At 42.6% G+C, this 16,044-nt stretch carries 12 protein-coding genes; 1 reads left to right on the top strand and 11 read right to left on the bottom strand.

Annotation, left to right across the window (positions count from 1 at the left end; translation table 11 throughout):
* Positions 1-9: 9 nt before the first annotated feature.
* The 11 genes from IQQ51_RS08285 to IQQ51_RS08235 all read right to left on the bottom strand — a co-directional run bounded on the left by IQQ51_RS08285 (position 10) and on the right by IQQ51_RS08235 (position 14,400).
* A complete protein-coding gene (locus IQQ51_RS08285; protein WP_048614829.1) occupies positions 10-1,734 on the bottom strand; it encodes a GspE/PulE family protein in 1,725 nt (574 codons plus the stop codon).
* The gene (locus tag IQQ51_RS08280; RefSeq protein ID WP_193840803.1) at positions 1,724-2,899 is read right to left on the bottom strand and encodes a tetratricopeptide repeat protein; all 1,176 of its coding nucleotides are present in this window, start codon (positions 2,897-2,899) and stop codon (positions 1,724-1,726) included. The genes IQQ51_RS08285 and IQQ51_RS08280 overlap by 11 nt, the downstream gene beginning before the upstream one ends.
* 2 nt (positions 2,900-2,901) lie before the next feature.
* A complete protein-coding gene (locus IQQ51_RS08275; RefSeq protein ID WP_193840802.1) occupies positions 2,902-3,741 on the bottom strand; it encodes an ExeA family protein in 840 nt (279 codons plus the stop codon).
* A 53-nt stretch (positions 3,742-3,794) separates the two neighbouring features.
* On the bottom strand, positions 3,795-5,438 hold the full coding sequence (gene mshL, locus IQQ51_RS08270; RefSeq protein WP_048614823.1) for a pilus (MSHA type) biogenesis protein MshL: 1,644 nt from the start codon (positions 5,436-5,438) through the stop codon (positions 3,795-3,797).
* A 15-nt stretch (positions 5,439-5,453) separates the two neighbouring features.
* Complete coding sequence (locus IQQ51_RS08265; protein ID WP_017061346.1) at positions 5,454-5,786, bottom strand: hypothetical protein; 333 nt, start codon at positions 5,784-5,786, stop codon at positions 5,454-5,456.
* Positions 5,779-6,426, bottom strand: coding sequence for a type 4a pilus biogenesis protein PilO (gene pilO / locus IQQ51_RS08260; RefSeq protein WP_048618122.1), 648 nt, complete (start codon positions 6,424-6,426; stop codon positions 5,779-5,781). The genes IQQ51_RS08265 and pilO overlap by 8 nt, the downstream gene beginning before the upstream one ends.
* Positions 6,426-7,868 carry an MSHA biogenesis protein MshI gene (locus IQQ51_RS08255; protein WP_048614818.1) on the bottom strand — a complete coding sequence of 481 codons (1,443 nt, stop codon included), beginning with the start codon at positions 7,866-7,868 and terminating at the stop codon, positions 6,426-6,428. Before IQQ51_RS08255 ends, pilO begins: the two co-directional genes overlap by 1 nt.
* Before the next feature lie 2 nt (positions 7,869-7,870).
* Positions 7,871-9,886 (bottom strand): RNase E specificity factor CsrD, encoded by a 2,016-nt coding sequence (gene csrD, locus IQQ51_RS08250; protein ID WP_052880155.1) that lies wholly within the window; start codon positions 9,884-9,886, stop codon positions 7,871-7,873.
* An 858-nt stretch (positions 9,887-10,744) separates the two neighbouring features.
* Positions 10,745-11,638, bottom strand: a complete 894-nt coding sequence (locus IQQ51_RS08245) for a DUF4435 domain-containing protein (RefSeq protein WP_193840801.1) — start codon at positions 11,636-11,638, stop codon at positions 10,745-10,747.
* A 3-nt stretch (positions 11,639-11,641) separates the two neighbouring features.
* On the bottom strand, positions 11,642-13,000 hold the full coding sequence (locus tag IQQ51_RS08240; RefSeq protein WP_193840800.1) for an AAA family ATPase: 1,359 nt from the start codon (positions 12,998-13,000) through the stop codon (positions 11,642-11,644).
* A 518-nt stretch (positions 13,001-13,518) separates the two neighbouring features.
* Positions 13,519-14,400, bottom strand: a complete 882-nt coding sequence (locus IQQ51_RS08235) for a restriction endonuclease (RefSeq protein ID WP_193840799.1) — start codon at positions 14,398-14,400, stop codon at positions 13,519-13,521.
* A gap of 1,179 nt (positions 14,401-15,579) precedes the next feature.
* On the opposite strand from IQQ51_RS08235, the gene IQQ51_RS08230 reads away from it, so the two are divergent.
* The gene (locus IQQ51_RS08230; protein ID WP_050654258.1) at positions 15,580-15,852 is read left to right on the top strand and encodes a hypothetical protein; all 273 of its coding nucleotides are present in this window, start codon (positions 15,580-15,582) and stop codon (positions 15,850-15,852) included.
* Positions 15,853-16,044 lie beyond the last annotated feature (192 nt).

Here is a 16,044-nt window from a genome sequence, read left to right as displayed (position 1 = left end):
ATTCTACCCCTACAGATAAATTGGGTCAGTGGCACCGGACGCATCACCTTCGCCAAGATGCATTATCTCATCAAGACTCACGACACCTTGCAGAGCCAGTTCCATCGCAGAAGCCAGTAACGGTTTATAGTTTTCAGACTGTCTCGCCGTTTGAGCAAAACCAACCGCATCGTTCGCTCTCAGTGCATCCATCATGTTTTGCTCTAGCTCCAACATTTCAAATACACCAATTCGCCCGCGGTAACCGGTTAAGTTACAGTTCTGGCAACCACGGCCTTTCATAAACGGCACACCCACTTGGTTAGGGAAACGGACGCTCAGCCACTGCTTGCGAGGTTCATCTAACTCATCCTCAACCTTACAATCGGTACACACTTTACGAACTAATCGCTGTGCGACTACTGCTCGAACGGCGCTCGCAACCAAGTAACCTGGAGCACCCATATCCATCATACGCAACGCACTGTCTACCGCATCATTGGTATGCAGCGTACTTAATACTAAGTGACCGGTCAGTGCAGCTCTCAAGCCAATCTCAACGGTTTCGTGGTCACGCATCTCACCGATAAGAATGATATCGGGATCCTGACGTAGAAAGGTTCTCAAGATAGTAGAGAAATCGAGGTTGATCTTAGGGTTTACCTGAACTTGGTTCACACGAGGAAGGCGGTATTCCACGGGGTCTTCCGCAGTAATGATCTTTTTACCCGGTTCGTTGAGCTCACTTAATGCCCCATACAGGGTTGTGGTTTTACCTGAACCAGTTGGGCCGGTAACCAAAATCATGCCATGTGGACGGCGCAGTTGTTGACGCAGACGAACCAAAAGGTCACTCGGTATGCCCGACTCTTCTAGTTTACGTAGGCCTGCTGATTGGTTAAGAAGACGCATAACTACTGATTCACCGTGCTGTACCGGCATGGTCGACATACGAATATCGACCGACTGACCTTTAGCGCGGATATTAAAGCGACCATCTTGAGGAAGACGTTTCTCTGAAATATCGAGGTTTGCCATCAGCTTCAAGCGCAGTACAAGTGCAGAAGCAATATTCACTTCATTCAGCAATGTTTCATGCAGCACACCATCAATACGCTGACGAAGACGCAATACGTTTGAATCTGGCTCGATATGAATATCCGAAGCGCCAACCTGAATAGCATCTTCAAATAGTGAGTTGATCAGCTTAACAACGGTAACTTCATCACTGTCTTCTTCAGCGATATCGAAATCAAAGGCATCATTAACTTGGTGTTCAGCATGAAGCTGTTCTGCAAACGAGGCGATCTCTTTGGTTCTTCGATAATAGCGATCGAAGCCATCAACCAATTGCCTTTCTTGAGCAACAACGAATTCCAACGCGTAATCGCCGAGCTGACCAAGCAAAGACTCTTGGGCAAACAGATCGGCTGGGTCACTCATTGCAACACGCAAAGTGTCACCTTGGCGTCCAATAACCAATGCACGAAGGCGACGAGCATGTACTTCTGGTAAAAGCTGTACCGCTTCAACATCGACAACGGCTCGGCTTAAATCAATCAGAGGAATCGCTAACTGCTGCGACAAAAAGCTCAGCATTTGTTGTTCTGACAAGAAGCCAAGCTCAATTAACGCATCACCGAGCTTACGCCCAGTACTTTTCTGAGCGGCCAGTGCTTGTTCAACTTGAGCCTCAGTGATAATGCCTTCTTCGACAAGCAAATCACCAAGTCTTTTTCTTAATCTAATTTGCATCGCCGCTCTCCTCTAAAGCATTGAGTATTTTTAACCGGTCACGCACAAAGCTTTGTGATTGAGATGAGATACCGACTCGGGTTAAGGCACCTTGGTATGACGCTTTAGCTGATTTAAAATCGAGCTGGCGTTCTTGCTGAATCGCTAAGCCTAACCACCAGCGAGCATTATCTGAATCGACCTCAACCAACTTTTGGTAACTTTCCAATGCCACTTCTTCTTGCTGAGATTTTTGACTCAACGCCGCACGCATCGCCAAGTAATTTTGGGTAGGGTTCGGGGGCAAATGTATTAACGGACTTAAAGCCGCTTCTGATTGATTCGCTTTAACCAGCAGTTTAGATAACCCTAATCGCAGTTTTTCACTGTTGATGTTGAGCTTGATACCAGACTGATAAAGCTCATAGGCTTTGCGAGTATCGCCTTTACCAAAATAGAGAATCGCAAGTTTCTGGCGAACATCTTCATTTCGTGGCGTGTAGCGTAGAGCTTCAGTGTAGCCCTTCAACGCACCAGTAAGATCGTTTGCATCAAGCGCTTTCTGAGCTCGACCTTGTGCATTCACAGATAGCTGTTCCGGAGTTAACTCAACCTGCTCGATCAACATCCCGCTATTTTCTGAACCACCAGAGGCTATAGGCTCATTAGAGGTAGACGCAGGATCTTTTTTGGCCACACTAGCAACGTAAACCGGTTGGGGGATGTCAGTATTAGTCGCTTTAGGCGCGCTTAGAGGTTTAGCTGGTGTTTGTTGTTTTGTCGCTTTTGGGGCAGACGCAACAACCGAGTCAGATACAACTGGCTTAGCTTTAGCGCTTTTTACCATCGTAGTGTTTTCTGTTGAAAGGCTTGCTGAGTCTAGCGTCACCAATTTCTTAGTTGGCGATGAGATAGGTTGAGCAACTTCCTGAATACCATTTGAATCATCAACGACAGAGACTTGAACCTGTAGGTCTCGAGTTGAGATTGACTGATCAACAATAGACTGCTCAATCACAGGGCCTTGCGATATCGCCCAGCCGCCCATCGCTAAGCTCAAAGTAAAACCCGCAACAACCCAAACTAGGGGGGAACGCGTTTTTACTTCAGGTACGACTGCCGCTTCAATCGAAGTCGCTGATTTTTTCTTTGCCAATTCAGACAAGGCGTTGTTAATGACGCTCATAATTAATTCCAACCCCACAGTATTGGCGTTTTAAATTTAGGCTTACACACATCGTACGTTTCATGCATAGCTGAAAACAGATGTTGGTTGTCGATACTTTTCTTATCTTCACTGAACGAAAGCAATAGAGCCTTATGGCAAAGTTGGTTTATCAATCTAGGGATACCTAACGACGAACGACAGATCGCCTTTTTTTGATTCAAGCTGAATAACTCAGGACTGCCACCCGATTTAGCGATTCGATTATCAATATACGCCACCGTTTCATCGAGAGTCAGCGGTCTCAGTGTCGAACTAAATGTGATTCTTTGGCGAAACTGCCTTAGGTGGTAAGCCTCTAATCGAGCATCCAATTCTGGCTGACCTAATAAGACAATCTGCAGCAGTTTTTTATCTTCCGTTTCAAGGTTACCAAACAACCTTAATGTTTCGAGCGCTTCGTCCGATAGAGCCTGAGCTTCATCAAGAATAGCCACCACTCTTAAACCTGAATTGTGCAATTCAATAAGCTTGTGCTGAATGTTATCAACCAAGGTTGCTTCATTATCGACAGCTAAACCAAGCTCTTTAGCAACAGCCTGGCGCAAGTCTGCCCCTGATAACACAGGGTTTGGTAAGTAGATCAGAGCTGTACAGTCATGTAGGTGATTGACCAACATCCGGCAAACCATGGTTTTTCCAGTGCCTACCTCTCCGGTCACCTTAATCACGCCCTCGCCCATTTCCAACGCCGAGATTACCGTCTGAATCGCTTCGAAATGAGGCGCTAAACCATAAAAGAAATCGGTATTCGGCGTTAAGGTAAATGGCAGTTGTTCAAAACCAAAGTGAGCTTGATACATACGACGACCTAGCTTAGTGAGACACTGCCACTCTATATTGAGAAAGTAAGCAATTACTCTTCATCAGGGAACCACTGTTGAAGAAGATCACGTGAACGCTCCAACTCAGACTGCCAAGTATTGACGCCTACAATGGTCGGTTTCAATAAAATCACAAGCTCAGTTTTTTGAGTTAATTGACTGGTATTACGGAACAAATGACCAAGTGCTGGGATATCACCGAGGAATGGAACTTTAGAGGTCACATCACTGGTATTGGATTTCATTAACCCACCAATCACCACAACATCGCCATCTTTCGCACGAATCACTGAGTCAGACTCACGAATAGAGCTTTTCGCCAAAGGAAGTTGCACCAAGCCCGTCGTAGAACCTAGGTTGAGCTCCTTCACTTCTTCCTCTACTTCGATAACCGCTGGGTGAACATGTAAGAACACGCTACCTTTATCATCTATCTGAGGGGTCACATCTAAAGAGATACCAGAAAAGAATGGAGTTAATTCAACCTCAGGAGCGACATTCGCGTCATCACCACTACCGACCGAACTTGATAAATCTGTTACGTAGTATTCGTCAGTACCCACTTTGATAACCGCTTTCTGGTTATTTGCCGCTGTGACTCGTGGGCTTGATAGAACGTTCAAGTCACCTTGAGTATCCATAAAGCTCAATACCGCTTCGAAACTGCCATCTGAGATCGTTACATTGGTTTGTCCGCCTAACAAAGAGCTGATCGCATCTAATGGAGGTAAAGTACTTGCAGGACGGTCGATAACCACACCACCACTGCCAATAGATTTAGATAAATTAGACCAGCTAATACCTTGTTGGTAACCATCACTCAAGGTTACTTCCATGATTTTGGCTTCTAGGATCACTTGACGCTGCAAGCGTTTTTGAGAAATACCTAAGAACTCTCGAACCTCACGAATTTCATCAGGGTAAGCACGCACGGTAATCACACTCGCTTGCGGGGTCACGACAACGCTTTGCCCATCCCCCGAACCAATTAAGTGAGCAACCGCCGCTTCAAGCTGCGGCCAAAAATCACTTTCAGAGGTCGTTTCAATCTCTGTACCACCATTCGATGTCGAGTTTGATGAATTAGAAGAGTTAGAAGAATTTGACGAGTTTGAGTTCGAATTCGAGTTTGAAGAGCTCGATGAATTCGAATCTGAGTTAGAGATCGTACCTGTGGTAATCGTCGTTAGTGAGCGACCAGAACGCTTAACTTGTAAGTAATCGACAGGGATCGTTACAGTGCGAAGACCGGCAGGGTAAACTTGAATCACTTTGCCACGCTTTTCAATATCGTAGCCATACATATCTTGAGCAACAGCCAGTACCTCATCTAACGTCACGTCCGTTAGATTAAGCGTAAGGTTTCCAGACACACTTGGGTGAATAGCCGCACTATACTCCGTACCTTTCACTAGGCTTGCAAAAAAGGTTCTCGCTTCAACGCCTTTTGCCTGAATACGGAAACGCTTAACCGTTTCCATACCCGGAGACATAGAGTCAGAATTAAGCTGAGGCATAAGGTCATCTTGAACCGACGAAGGCAGCTCATGAAGCGCTCTGCTATTGGCTTCATTAATTGATTCGTTTAAAGACTCTTTAATCTCAACAGGATCTCTATGCCCCATCGAACAGCCGACTAAAGATGACACTAGGATTGCTACTACAAGTTTACGCATGTCTTCACTCTAACCTTAATTATTCTTAACATCTAAAGAGAACATCTCTAATTTCCACTGCTTAGAGCTTCTCTGCAGAGTGACGTATTCTGGATCTATGTTCTTAACTCGGTACCCTCTGATCGTTTCCCCTTGTCCGAGAATCTGACCGTTCATAATCGCATAGCAAGGCGTATCTCCCTTACACACGATGCTTTCTAAAGAAGGCAAGCGATAACGAGTTGGTGCTTTCTTAGCCGGCGCCGTTTTCTGTTGAGGTGAAAGCCAGCCTAATGGCGCCGTGGGATCTTGCTCAGCCCACACAAAAGAGCTACTAAATAGCAAGGACAACAAAAGAGTTCTAACCACCGATAAACTCCTGTCTAGTACCTAATGTGTAAACCTCGAACACCAGTCGAGCTTTGGGGTATTCTTCTACTGAGTATTCAAATGTGCGCCAGTAGTAACTCACAGGTAGAGACTCAAGTGCTTGAAGGTAAGCTGAGATATCAAAGTAACTGCCGGTTAGCTCCATTCTTACAGGGTGAAGAAAGTAGCCTGAATATTCGCTGGTCTCTTTATTGTTCGAAATCGCTTCTGGTTTTAATGACTCTAGCGATTCAAGCTTTAGCCCATTACCGGCGTTAAGAACGCTCTCCAATAACTGCGACATTTGAGAAGGTGTGATTAATCCATCGACAATCTGCGAAAGTTGAAGTGAGAGATCTTGGCTCTCCACCAGCAATTTTTTGTACTCTCGATTAATGTCTTTGTCTGGGTCTTTGTTTAACTTAGCTTGCAGAACAAGTAGCTCCCCCTGCTGCCTTTGGTTCGATTGGGTCAGGCTGGTCGCCTTGGCATTTTTAGCTTGTAGGTCGAGATACGCTGGCTCAACCAATAAGGTGAACAACAACATCGATAGGCCAACAAATCCACACAAAAAAAGTAGCCATTTTTCTCTTTGACTTAATGCAAGAAACTTGTCGCTCAGCTGGTTCCACTGCTGCATTATTTACTCTCCCGACGAGTGCTTAGCTCGAACGTCACCACATCCTGATCATTACGACCAATTTTTAGTTTTTCAAAAGTGCGCCCGACTAAATTAAGCTCACTTTTGAACTGACCAATCCAGTTCGGAACGACATTTGCGTTACGAGCCAAGCCACTAAGATCTAAAGTATCGTGGGTCATGTAGATGTGCGAAAGAGAGATGTCATTTCGGCCTAATTTAGCTAAGGAATTCATGACGCCAGAATACCCGACTTGTTGGGATTCGTCGTATTGTCCAACAGCCTTCAAAGCCTCTTTTTTAGCCTCAGTCTCACGTTTGAGACGCGCAACAGCCGCGACTTTCTCTGGAGACGGTTTATGCTGAGTTAACTTACTATTCAATTGGTTAACTTGCTTGTTAAGTTGATTCGAGTCTTGTTGCAGAGCTGTTAGTTCTTTATCTAGATTAGAGACCTGATACTGCATCGCGAAGTAACCACCAAGCAGCAAAACACAAACTACCCCCCAACTCGCAACAACATTGGTCAGCGTAAAATATTCTTTTTTAGGCTTAAGGTGTTCTGGGTAAAGATTGACCTTAAACGTCTCTTTTTCCGCTGCGAGTTTAACCAACAAACTCTCTGAATTATCACGCTCACCTTCAACCAACAATGAAACTGTCGAGCTCAATGTACTGTTTAAGGCACTTTGTAACTCTGCTTCATCTTCTTCGTCACAACAGATTTTCAACTGGTGAAGCTGGGTGCCTTTAATTTGCGAAGAAAGGTAATCAATCGAGCGTTGAAGCTCTAAAGCGAGACCATCCAACTGCAGAGCACTTGACGCAACCCCAGTTAAAGGTGGGACAACACTGCGGATTGTTCTTTGAAAACAAACGGTATTTTCAACAAACGCACCCAACTTAAAGTGTGAATTGGCGCTGCGCTGCAAAAGAATGAAATTAGACAGTTCGCCAGCGCTGTAACCCCAGATTTCATCTTCAGGAGCAACGCCTATTAATTCAACCTGAGCCGAATTAGTGATATTCAAAAGCTTGTCCAACAGCTTTTTAGGCAGGACATATACTTGCAGCTTGTTCGACGTTGGTAACGCGACCGCACTCGCGGTAATTTCCGTGACTCTTTCTGAAACAAGATCTTTGAGTAAAAAAGGCAGAGCTACCGACCATTCACTCTCTGGAATGTCCGGTTTATCAATTTGGTAGGTTTGGTAGTAGTTAGCACAAACAATCAATTGGACGCTATGACTGGTAAACGCCTCACTGCTAAGCGATTTTTTTAGCGCACTCTCCCAGTCCCCATTAACCACGGGAATGCTGGCTACTTGAGGCTCTTGTTCTGTCGATGAAATATAAATGGCATCATTGCCCAGCAGGACAACTTGCGAGCTACCTTTACTATTCGTTGGCTTTATTTTGTCTAAAATCGCTTTAAAATTCATTTTTAACTACTACTCTTACGCCATCGATTTCTTCGTCCAACTTTGACAACAGATTCCGCTTTCGCGGCCTTTTCTGCTTGATTAGGCAAAGGGATAATTTGTTGTTCTTCGTCGAAATATCTCCCTTGATAGCCGTTAATGCCTAACTCTATCAAGGTATTCTTTTCTTGTTTTGTCTCGACTCCAACAGCAATAACTTGAGTTGGAGAATCACCGCACGCCCCAATTAAGCTTCGAACAAACAGTTGGTTCTCATGCCTTTGATCTATTTTCTTTATTAGGCTTCGATGAAGCTTAATATAATTAACCTTCAAGTCCTTAATGTAGTGAGTGCTAACAATGGTTCGTCCAGCTTGGCCGACCACAACTTTACACCCTAAACCTCGCAGCATCTTTGCCACCGGTCTCATATAATCAAGATGAGCAATCAAGTGCCCTTCTGGAAACTCAAACGCAAGCTGAGATCGGTGTTGAGCAGAGAGCTGTAACAACTCACTCCTAAACCACTTAAAGTGCTGTTTATTAGCAAACGGGGTAACATTCAGATTCACCGAATAGTTAATCGATTGAGTTGATTCTTTCAGCGATTTCAACACAACCTTTAGAACCGATTGGTCCATTTGAGCTTGATAACCCACTTGCTCTACCGCAGGCATAAATCGAGACGATTTCAATAAACCTTTGTCAGGATCCTGAATTCTAGTAAATATTTCTCTATGTAATTCATTAGCTTGACCAGATTCCGGCATAAGATAACACCGCTGAGCAAAGATTACTAAATTTTCAGGAAGCAGGGCTTTATCAAGCAATGTTCTCCAACGAACACTGCCTCTATCAAGCTCATTCTTATTCTCTTTCGGGTAGCGGCTCCAGTTATTAATACGCTCTAACTGAGCACTCTTTAATGCCGTTTCCGTTTCATCCATGATCTGGCTATGACGCTCACCTTCGGTATACATGGTCACACCGATATGACACCAGTTATCCGATTCTAAAGGCTCTGGCGGGGTTAGCTTATCTAACTGCCTTAAACACTGAGCAGCCAAGGTCGCAATATCTTTTGCTCCCTGATGAGGGATAAATACAGCAAAGTCCGCTTCGTAATAGCGAGAAAAAATGACATCGGGATAGCGCTGAACGATATTCGACAGTACTTCGCCGACTTCAATAATAAAGCCGTCAGTGATTTGCTTGTCGTTTGCATCACTAACTTGCTCCCATTCGTCGATACGTATCAGTAACACACCGCCTCGTGCGCCACTTTCATGCAGTGCCGATTCCAGCTTATTATCGAATAAAACTCGGTTTGCGGTTCCCGTAAGTTTATCTAGGAAAGTATGGGTACGAATAAAGGTATCAAAGCGACTTCGTTCTTGACGAGCATCTTGCAGCTCCTCGATCAAGACATCTAAGGCTTCACTTGCGGTATAAGGCCACTCTCGCTCATCTCCCTTTGCATGAGCTTCAACCTGACCGGCCAAGATCATTCTTCCTCGCTCTTCTAAGATCTCAGAACCCATGAGTTGCTCTTTCAACCAACGAACACCGCGAGCAAGACAGAACAGAACCAATGCGACAGCCAAAGTAATTGACCACATCGCTTCCATTGAGTAGTTGTAGCCAATATAAGGAGGAAGTGCTTTAAATTCGATTCGGTAGCCTTCATTACGCTCTAAAATGAAGCTTTTCTCATAAAGACGATTAGGATCAATTTGTGGGGAGGTATCTTTGAAACGATAAACGATGCCTGTCTTGTTCGAGAGTTTCATCTCAACAATATTGCTCGCCTGCAACATCTTAGGCATCCAACGCTGCATTGAATACGCGGCGTCGGGGTCTTCCATCTCTTTATCTACAACGTCGACAATACCAACCAAATAATGGTCTAAATATTCCTGTCCAATACGCTTAAAGGAAAGTGTGCCACCAATAAAAAGAATGAACATCGCGCTGATCACTATCACGGTGACAAATGCGACCAATCGAGTGCTCAATTTTAGTGTCGGGGTATATCTCATGAATAACGAAATCCTTTTCAACTCACATTATACCGTATTGCTACTTATACTATAAATTGACGTTGTAAATAAAGCGTTAAGAATTGTAGGTAACAAAAAGCCGCGATGAACGCGGCTTTTTCCAATTTAATACTGTCTTTATAATATATTAAAAACAGGGCTTAAAATGGTTGTGGTGACCTTGATGGCCGACTGGCCACCTCATCCCCTTACCATATGTACATTTCACAAAAGCCTAACAGCAAAATGTAACGAATTACGTAAAGTTTCTTTTTTTAACAATCAAAACTTTACAAAAAGTTAGCCAGAAAACTCTTTAAGTTTAGGAATCATTTTAGCACCATCGTAACTACGTTTTCTCAATTAGATCGAGAAAAAGATGATCTCGCCAAACCTTTTTTAAACCCATCATACTAAACATCTGATAGAAAAGTGCCTGTTAGAAAGTCCGTATCAACCCAGATGTGATGCATACTGTAAAACAGGAATATGGAGGTACCGATGAAAGAACGCGATCTAGATAAGTTAGACTCAAAAGGTCAATACGCAGGACAAGCGCTTAAAAGCTCTCGATGAACTATCTACGTTAGATCAAGAAATGGATCGATATGACGAATAGGCACCAAACTAACTTGTAGTGACTCTTACTCTGTCTTAAACACCCGCTCTGGTAAGGAACAACTAGGCCGTACAGGCAACCTGTTGGTATCGCAACTCACAATTGGACAGAAATGAGTTTAGGAAACTACAAACCTTAGCAAAGCATCAATTAGTATAAGTATGGAAAGTCGCTTAACTCATTCTTGTTGATATGCATAATTCTAAGCAGAATGAACTATGTGTCCATTCTGCTTAGTTTTATGCTGTTTGCTGATAAGGGCCTGTGTTAACTGTGTACTTAATAGCATCACTCAAATCAGCTAACGGCTCGGTGTCACAATACCTCGCTAACTTGAACTTAAAACCATCGCCATAGTTGTAAGCTGCCCCCTTGAACTGCAAGTAATCACGGAGAGATTTCAATAAGTAATCTTTTCCTGAAATGGCATGTAAGGGGTTGTCTAGGTTCGCTACCGCGCTCTCAACACTCTGATAAAGTTGGTCGTAAGTATCTTGTCCATGCGCTGCAATGACTAATGTTTGAATTTCATCAATCACTGCTTGTACTCGGCCATCACATACTGCTGAGCCTCTAGCCCTAGAAACTTTTCTACAAACATCATAGTAGCTTCGAGATACGGTCTTGATACCACCTTCTTGCATCAGCTTCCATGCAACTGCATACGTCTTGAATAACTTCAATAGCGGCTCAGTCAAACTGCTAAGATAATTATCCCAATCAAGTGCCTCTAACGCTTCTTCTGGCATTAAGCGTCCAGATGCATCTCTTAGCAGTTCTGCACTCGCATTCTTACAAAACAAGTAATTTTCTACGCAGTACAATTTATGTTGGTATAGGCGCTCAAGTCCCTGAACTCTCTCTCCATGCAATAAATCTAAATCACCATCAATGATAAAAAGAGCTGGCGAATCTTCGTTGTATTCCGCACAGTGCTCTACAACCTTACCTCTACCGTGTAGAGATATGACCTTTTTAATCTTGACTTCATGATTGACAGCTCTAGATAAAAGCATGGTGTAAAGAGCTTCCGCCTCATCATCTTCCACGTATATTTCAATATCTTGCAAATCTCTATAGAACAGACCAATACTACGATTTGCTGAATTCGACCTTACTGGCAAACCATACATATGTTAGTGCCCACCATTTAGAGGAACATACATATGGTTGCGACCACCGATAATTGATGGTGAGTGTGTAGCTAGGACTAACTGTAGGTTAGGATTTGCCTCTAGTACTGCATCTACAAACATATCTTGCCAAGATATATGCAAGGAAAGTTCAGGCTCATCAATGATGAAAATGCCACCTTTAAGTTTTTTATCCAGCACTAAGTGAACAAACATAATTAAAATTTGACGCTCACCAGAAGATAGTACAGATAAGTCTCTCTCTGTATTTCCTATTCTTATTTTTATCTGACCTAACTGATTTATGTGAATAGATTTTCCAGTTTCATTTAGAAACTTATTGACCAACCCTTCAAGTCGATTCAAGTCTTTATAAATACCGCGCTTCTCTATTTGATATTTCTGAACCAAGTCAAACAGTCTATCAATACGCTTTAGCTGATTTTGATTTATAACCCATTCAGACATAGCCTCTTGAAAATCTTCATCAACAATTTCTCTTTCAAACGCAGACTTTTCTATACCAGCAAATCTTTCAATCTTATTGACAATACTTTCCAACTTAAAGAAAAAAGCATCAAATCTTTTTTCCAGCGCTTTGTTTGATACATCTAAATTATCTAACGTCTTTCGTATCATCATTTGTTTAGATTGAAGCTCACGCAATGTAGTCCGTGTAGGGAACTGTGCTCTAACGTCAGCCTCACCGAACACCAATGAATCTAAGATTATGTTATCTCTTAGTTTCTTATCAGCTCTAGACTGAACATTTTTAGCTCTAAGGCTGGCCTCATGAATCATTGCTACTACTTCATCAACACTAACATCACCAGTCTTAATTCTTTTTGCTGCACGGTGGTGCATTTCATTTCTGAAATAACGAACTTCTTCATTTGAATATTTGATGGAAGAGATAAACTCATCATCTAGAGAAGACTTGATAAATCTTCTATCCAAACTTAGAAAAATTGGTGTGGTAATCTTACTTATGTTTCGTAATGTTTCGCTTTGCTCCCTATCCCAGCGATGACGAGACTTAGGAGATTCCAAAAATTCCCATGGGATTAAATCTTGATTATGGTCATCTCTATGTCCATCTAGCGTAATTAATAAGCCTTCTTCAGTCTTTCGATAAGCGATATTGATTATTCTGTTTTTATCTTCAATTACTAATCTTGAAACGGAAAACTCAATTTCTCGTAATTGCTCTAATGATGGCGTGAGCATAGCCATAATCATTTTTAGAGCTGTAGTTTTTCCGCTTCCATTTAGCCCTGCGAAAAAGTTGACGTCTGGTCTAAAATCTACGTTAAAGTCCAGATAATCATGTACGGCTTTTGCCTCAAATCTCAACAGCTTCATATCAAACCCACTTTTTATCTAATGAGTGCATATTACCAAACTAATAAGACAAGAAAAGGATATGTGTCAAGAACATAGAAAGCCGCCGATAGTCAACAAGATTTACGAACACCACAAAGCAAGCGAACAGTTAAGTTGCTCAACACATGAAATCAAAACTCTTTTTCAGATTTCTAAGCGAGTCGATGGGATCAAATTGATGTTCCTTAAGTATAATAAACAGATTTTTGGCATTAGGAAAAGTAAGCCAACTGACGCTTTACTGAAATGAGTAGTTAATCTGTTGAAACAAGGAATGGGGCAGAAGTGTGTTAACAAACTAGCAGGGTCAGATCTTGCCTTTTGCCTATGATTCGTAAAGTCCTTACAATGTCGCTTCAAATCAAATATGTATTACCACACTTTGAAGTAACCCTTTAAGTTACGGGAAAAATCGTGTCTCTGTCTATAAGGGCATCCGGAGTACTCGCTCTGTCTAGACTAGAAAAAGGCAAGATCTGCCCCCTATTTTTTGGGCGCTAAAAAAGATCTCTAAGACGAACAAAAGGCTTACCAGTCTCTGCTGCGCGACGTACCTTTTTAGATAATACCTCTTGCAACGAAAGCCTTTCTTGCAACATATTGCAAAGATCTAGACCGTCCATGCAAACTAAACTTTTCCCTTTGCCAAAAGCTAATAACCCCTCTTCGGAGAAGCCACAATCACTAATGAAAAGTCCCCTTGCCCATGAAGCTTTGTCTTCAACCTTTGCATTAAAAGAACGTAGATCTGCGGCATCAACAGGTTTACTGGTCCACTTAGCTTCTAAAAGATAAGTTTCGCCTGACATTTCAAAACTGCCATCAACCTGTTCCCCTATCAACCGAAATGAAGATCTACCATCTAAACCATTAGCATCAAATAATTCCTTTAAGAATTTCTCGAATGCATAGCCTCTAGCTTGCGGCTCCAAGCTGCTAACAGTAATTAGCTTGTTTAAAAATTCATCTGCTACGTGACTCGGTATGTTTGAAAAGCTTGTTCTCGTTGCTTTATAGTGAACACTTTCAGGAGCCTTTCCTCCTAGCTTTTCAATCAGCAAATAGAACTCAGATTTTGCTAGCTCCATGGCCTCTTCTTGACCCGAACGACGACGTATAGCCTCACGGTAATCCCATAATGCGAGCAATACTTTTATAACCTCGTTAGTATTTGCCTGACGTAGATAACAACGTAATCTTTTGGCTTTACTACCGCCATCTACGGCATAGCTAGGACTGTCGATATTAATACCTAGCTCTTCAATAAAGAATTCTGAGAATGTTCGATTCGAAAAATCAAGGACATACCCAGCCCCCATCTCGAATATTTCATCAAGTAACTTAACATCAACTGACTTTAGTTTTTTCTGTACTTCCATACTGATGACTCTGTTGAAAATTTGATTATATCGATGTAAGCCAAACGCTTACTAGACGGTTAAAAGGCGCTTTTCATCCTTCTATAATGCATTCTTTCTCTTGGGTCTTCAATTTTAAATCAACAGCTTAGCACTCGAATTGAGAAGTTAGTTTACTCTTTGAGAGAGAATTTCTGGATATGCTGAACTCGGATAACTTTTAGTATGGAAAACGCACATTAACAAGGTGTGAATGAGTAAAAGCACTAACTGGAAATGGGGCAGTTTCGTGTCACACCACCCATACAGCTCGTTAAACATGAGCGGTATTGCTCGGTTCAGAATTTCAATACCAGACAATACCGTGGGTTTTAGCTAGCAAATTTAGGGCAACCAGTCAGTTCTAGTTACATCGAGGAAGCGAAACCGACAGATTACATTCAAACTAATTCAACTTGAGGTAGCTCAGCAGATAAACTAAACCTAGCCATCGCTAGGTTTAGTTTATTGGGTTAACGCTATGGTGTTGCGTAGTAATAATTTTTGAACCAAGCAATACCAGTACTTGGTTCGACATTAAGCGCGTTTCACCTCTGGCAGTTCGTGTTTAGGAAACTCTTAATTTTCGCTATACCGATATAACCTTCGGCGTCCATTATATCCATTGGAGTACGGCCATGTAGCTTAGCATTGCGCATATTGACCCAACCGTATCTAATCTCGGGATTGTGCGGGTAAAGAACTCTCAAATTTTTGTGGATCGCCAATAGGTTGCGGATCCTTTCCTGTGAATCCCGCCCCATAGGGATACCTCTAATCCCACGTTCCATTGCTCTCAATCTGTTGGTGTTTGTTAGACTTATACCTAGCAGCGAACATTGAGTGCTACGTGGAATATTCCAGTAGCCAAACAGCGTCATCACGGCCCTCGCCAACGTTATCGACGCTTCTTTGTTAAGTTGCTCCACAATTTACATCTTCCCTAATTCAAGCTGAGTTATATTGAATTACTAGTAGTATAACTGGATTATCAGTTCAGCGGGTCAAACATCATTGCTCATGGCCTCACAATGAGGCGGTCATTAGATCGCGCTTGAGCTACATTGGAGTGCTATTGATATCTCATTAGTACTCATTCGAGGTTTATGAATGCAGATGGTGGGCGACTTTCCTATATAGCTAAATTAGAGAGTGTCACAGATGGATAGAATACAGCAGTTGTTGGATACATGGGGTGCAACGGAAGAACAAGCAAAGAGGATTTCGGCCACTATTGATGATGACGTGCTGGACTACATACACGACTCTCTGTTTATGGCATTTAATAATCCAGCTAACCAACAAAAATTCATGAGCATGAAAAACAAAAATTCGCCTTTCAACGGCGCTACACCATTAGCATACCTAGCACAGCACCCAGAACGAGCACGACAAGTGGCAGAGCACATTCTGTCACTTGGTATGCCGTGGTGAATTGAATTGAATTGTCCGAGTGTTAATGGCTTGTATATAGAAGAATCATTTCTTGGTTTGGCTATAAGCGACTTGGACTTGTCAGCGACCAGTATGTGTAAACTTGAAATGTGAGAAACCTTACCTTCGAGTAGCTTTTAACCCATTTCAAAACACAATAGTTGTTTGGTGAAAACAGTTCGGAGTTCCGAA

It is taken from the genome of Vibrio sp. OPT18, assembly GCF_015163615.1.
In the GTDB taxonomy this organism is placed as follows: Bacteria; Pseudomonadota; Gammaproteobacteria; order Enterobacterales; family Vibrionaceae; genus Vibrio; species Vibrio coralliirubri.
The sequence above is the reverse complement of the archived record's forward strand: the minus strand, read 5'-3'. Positions and strand labels throughout refer to the sequence as shown.

Coding starts and splice junctions, on each gene's coding strand:
- IQQ51_RS08245 (WP_193840801.1), bottom strand. CDS start 11,638: ATGTATGGTTTGCCAGTAAGGTCGAATTCAGCAAATCGTAGTATTGGT.
- IQQ51_RS08235 (WP_193840799.1), bottom strand. CDS start 14,400: ATGGAAGTACAGAAAAAACTAAAGTCAGTTGATGTTAAGTTACTTGAT.
- IQQ51_RS08285 (WP_048614829.1), bottom strand. CDS start 1,734: ATGCAAATTAGATTAAGAAAAAGACTTGGTGATTTGCTTGTCGAAGAA.
- IQQ51_RS08275 (WP_193840802.1), bottom strand. CDS start 3,741: ATGTATCAAGCTCACTTTGGTTTTGAACAACTGCCATTTACCTTAACG.
- pilO (WP_048618122.1), bottom strand. CDS start 6,426: ATGCAGCAGTGGAACCAGCTGAGCGACAAGTTTCTTGCATTAAGTCAA.
- IQQ51_RS08230 (WP_050654258.1), top strand. CDS start 15,580: ATGGATAGAATACAGCAGTTGTTGGATACATGGGGTGCAACGGAAGAA.
- IQQ51_RS08280 (WP_193840803.1), bottom strand. CDS start 2,899: ATGAGCGTCATTAACAACGCCTTGTCTGAATTGGCAAAGAAAAAATCA.
- IQQ51_RS08255 (WP_048614818.1), bottom strand. CDS start 7,868: ATGAATTTTAAAGCGATTTTAGACAAAATAAAGCCAACGAATAGTAAA.
- csrD (WP_052880155.1), bottom strand. CDS start 9,886: ATGAGATATACCCCGACACTAAAATTGAGCACTCGATTGGTCGCATTT.
- IQQ51_RS08240 (WP_193840800.1), bottom strand. CDS start 13,000: ATGAAGCTGTTGAGATTTGAGGCAAAAGCCGTACATGATTATCTGGAC.
- mshL (WP_048614823.1), bottom strand. CDS start 5,438: ATGCGTAAACTTGTAGTAGCAATCCTAGTGTCATCTTTAGTCGGCTGT.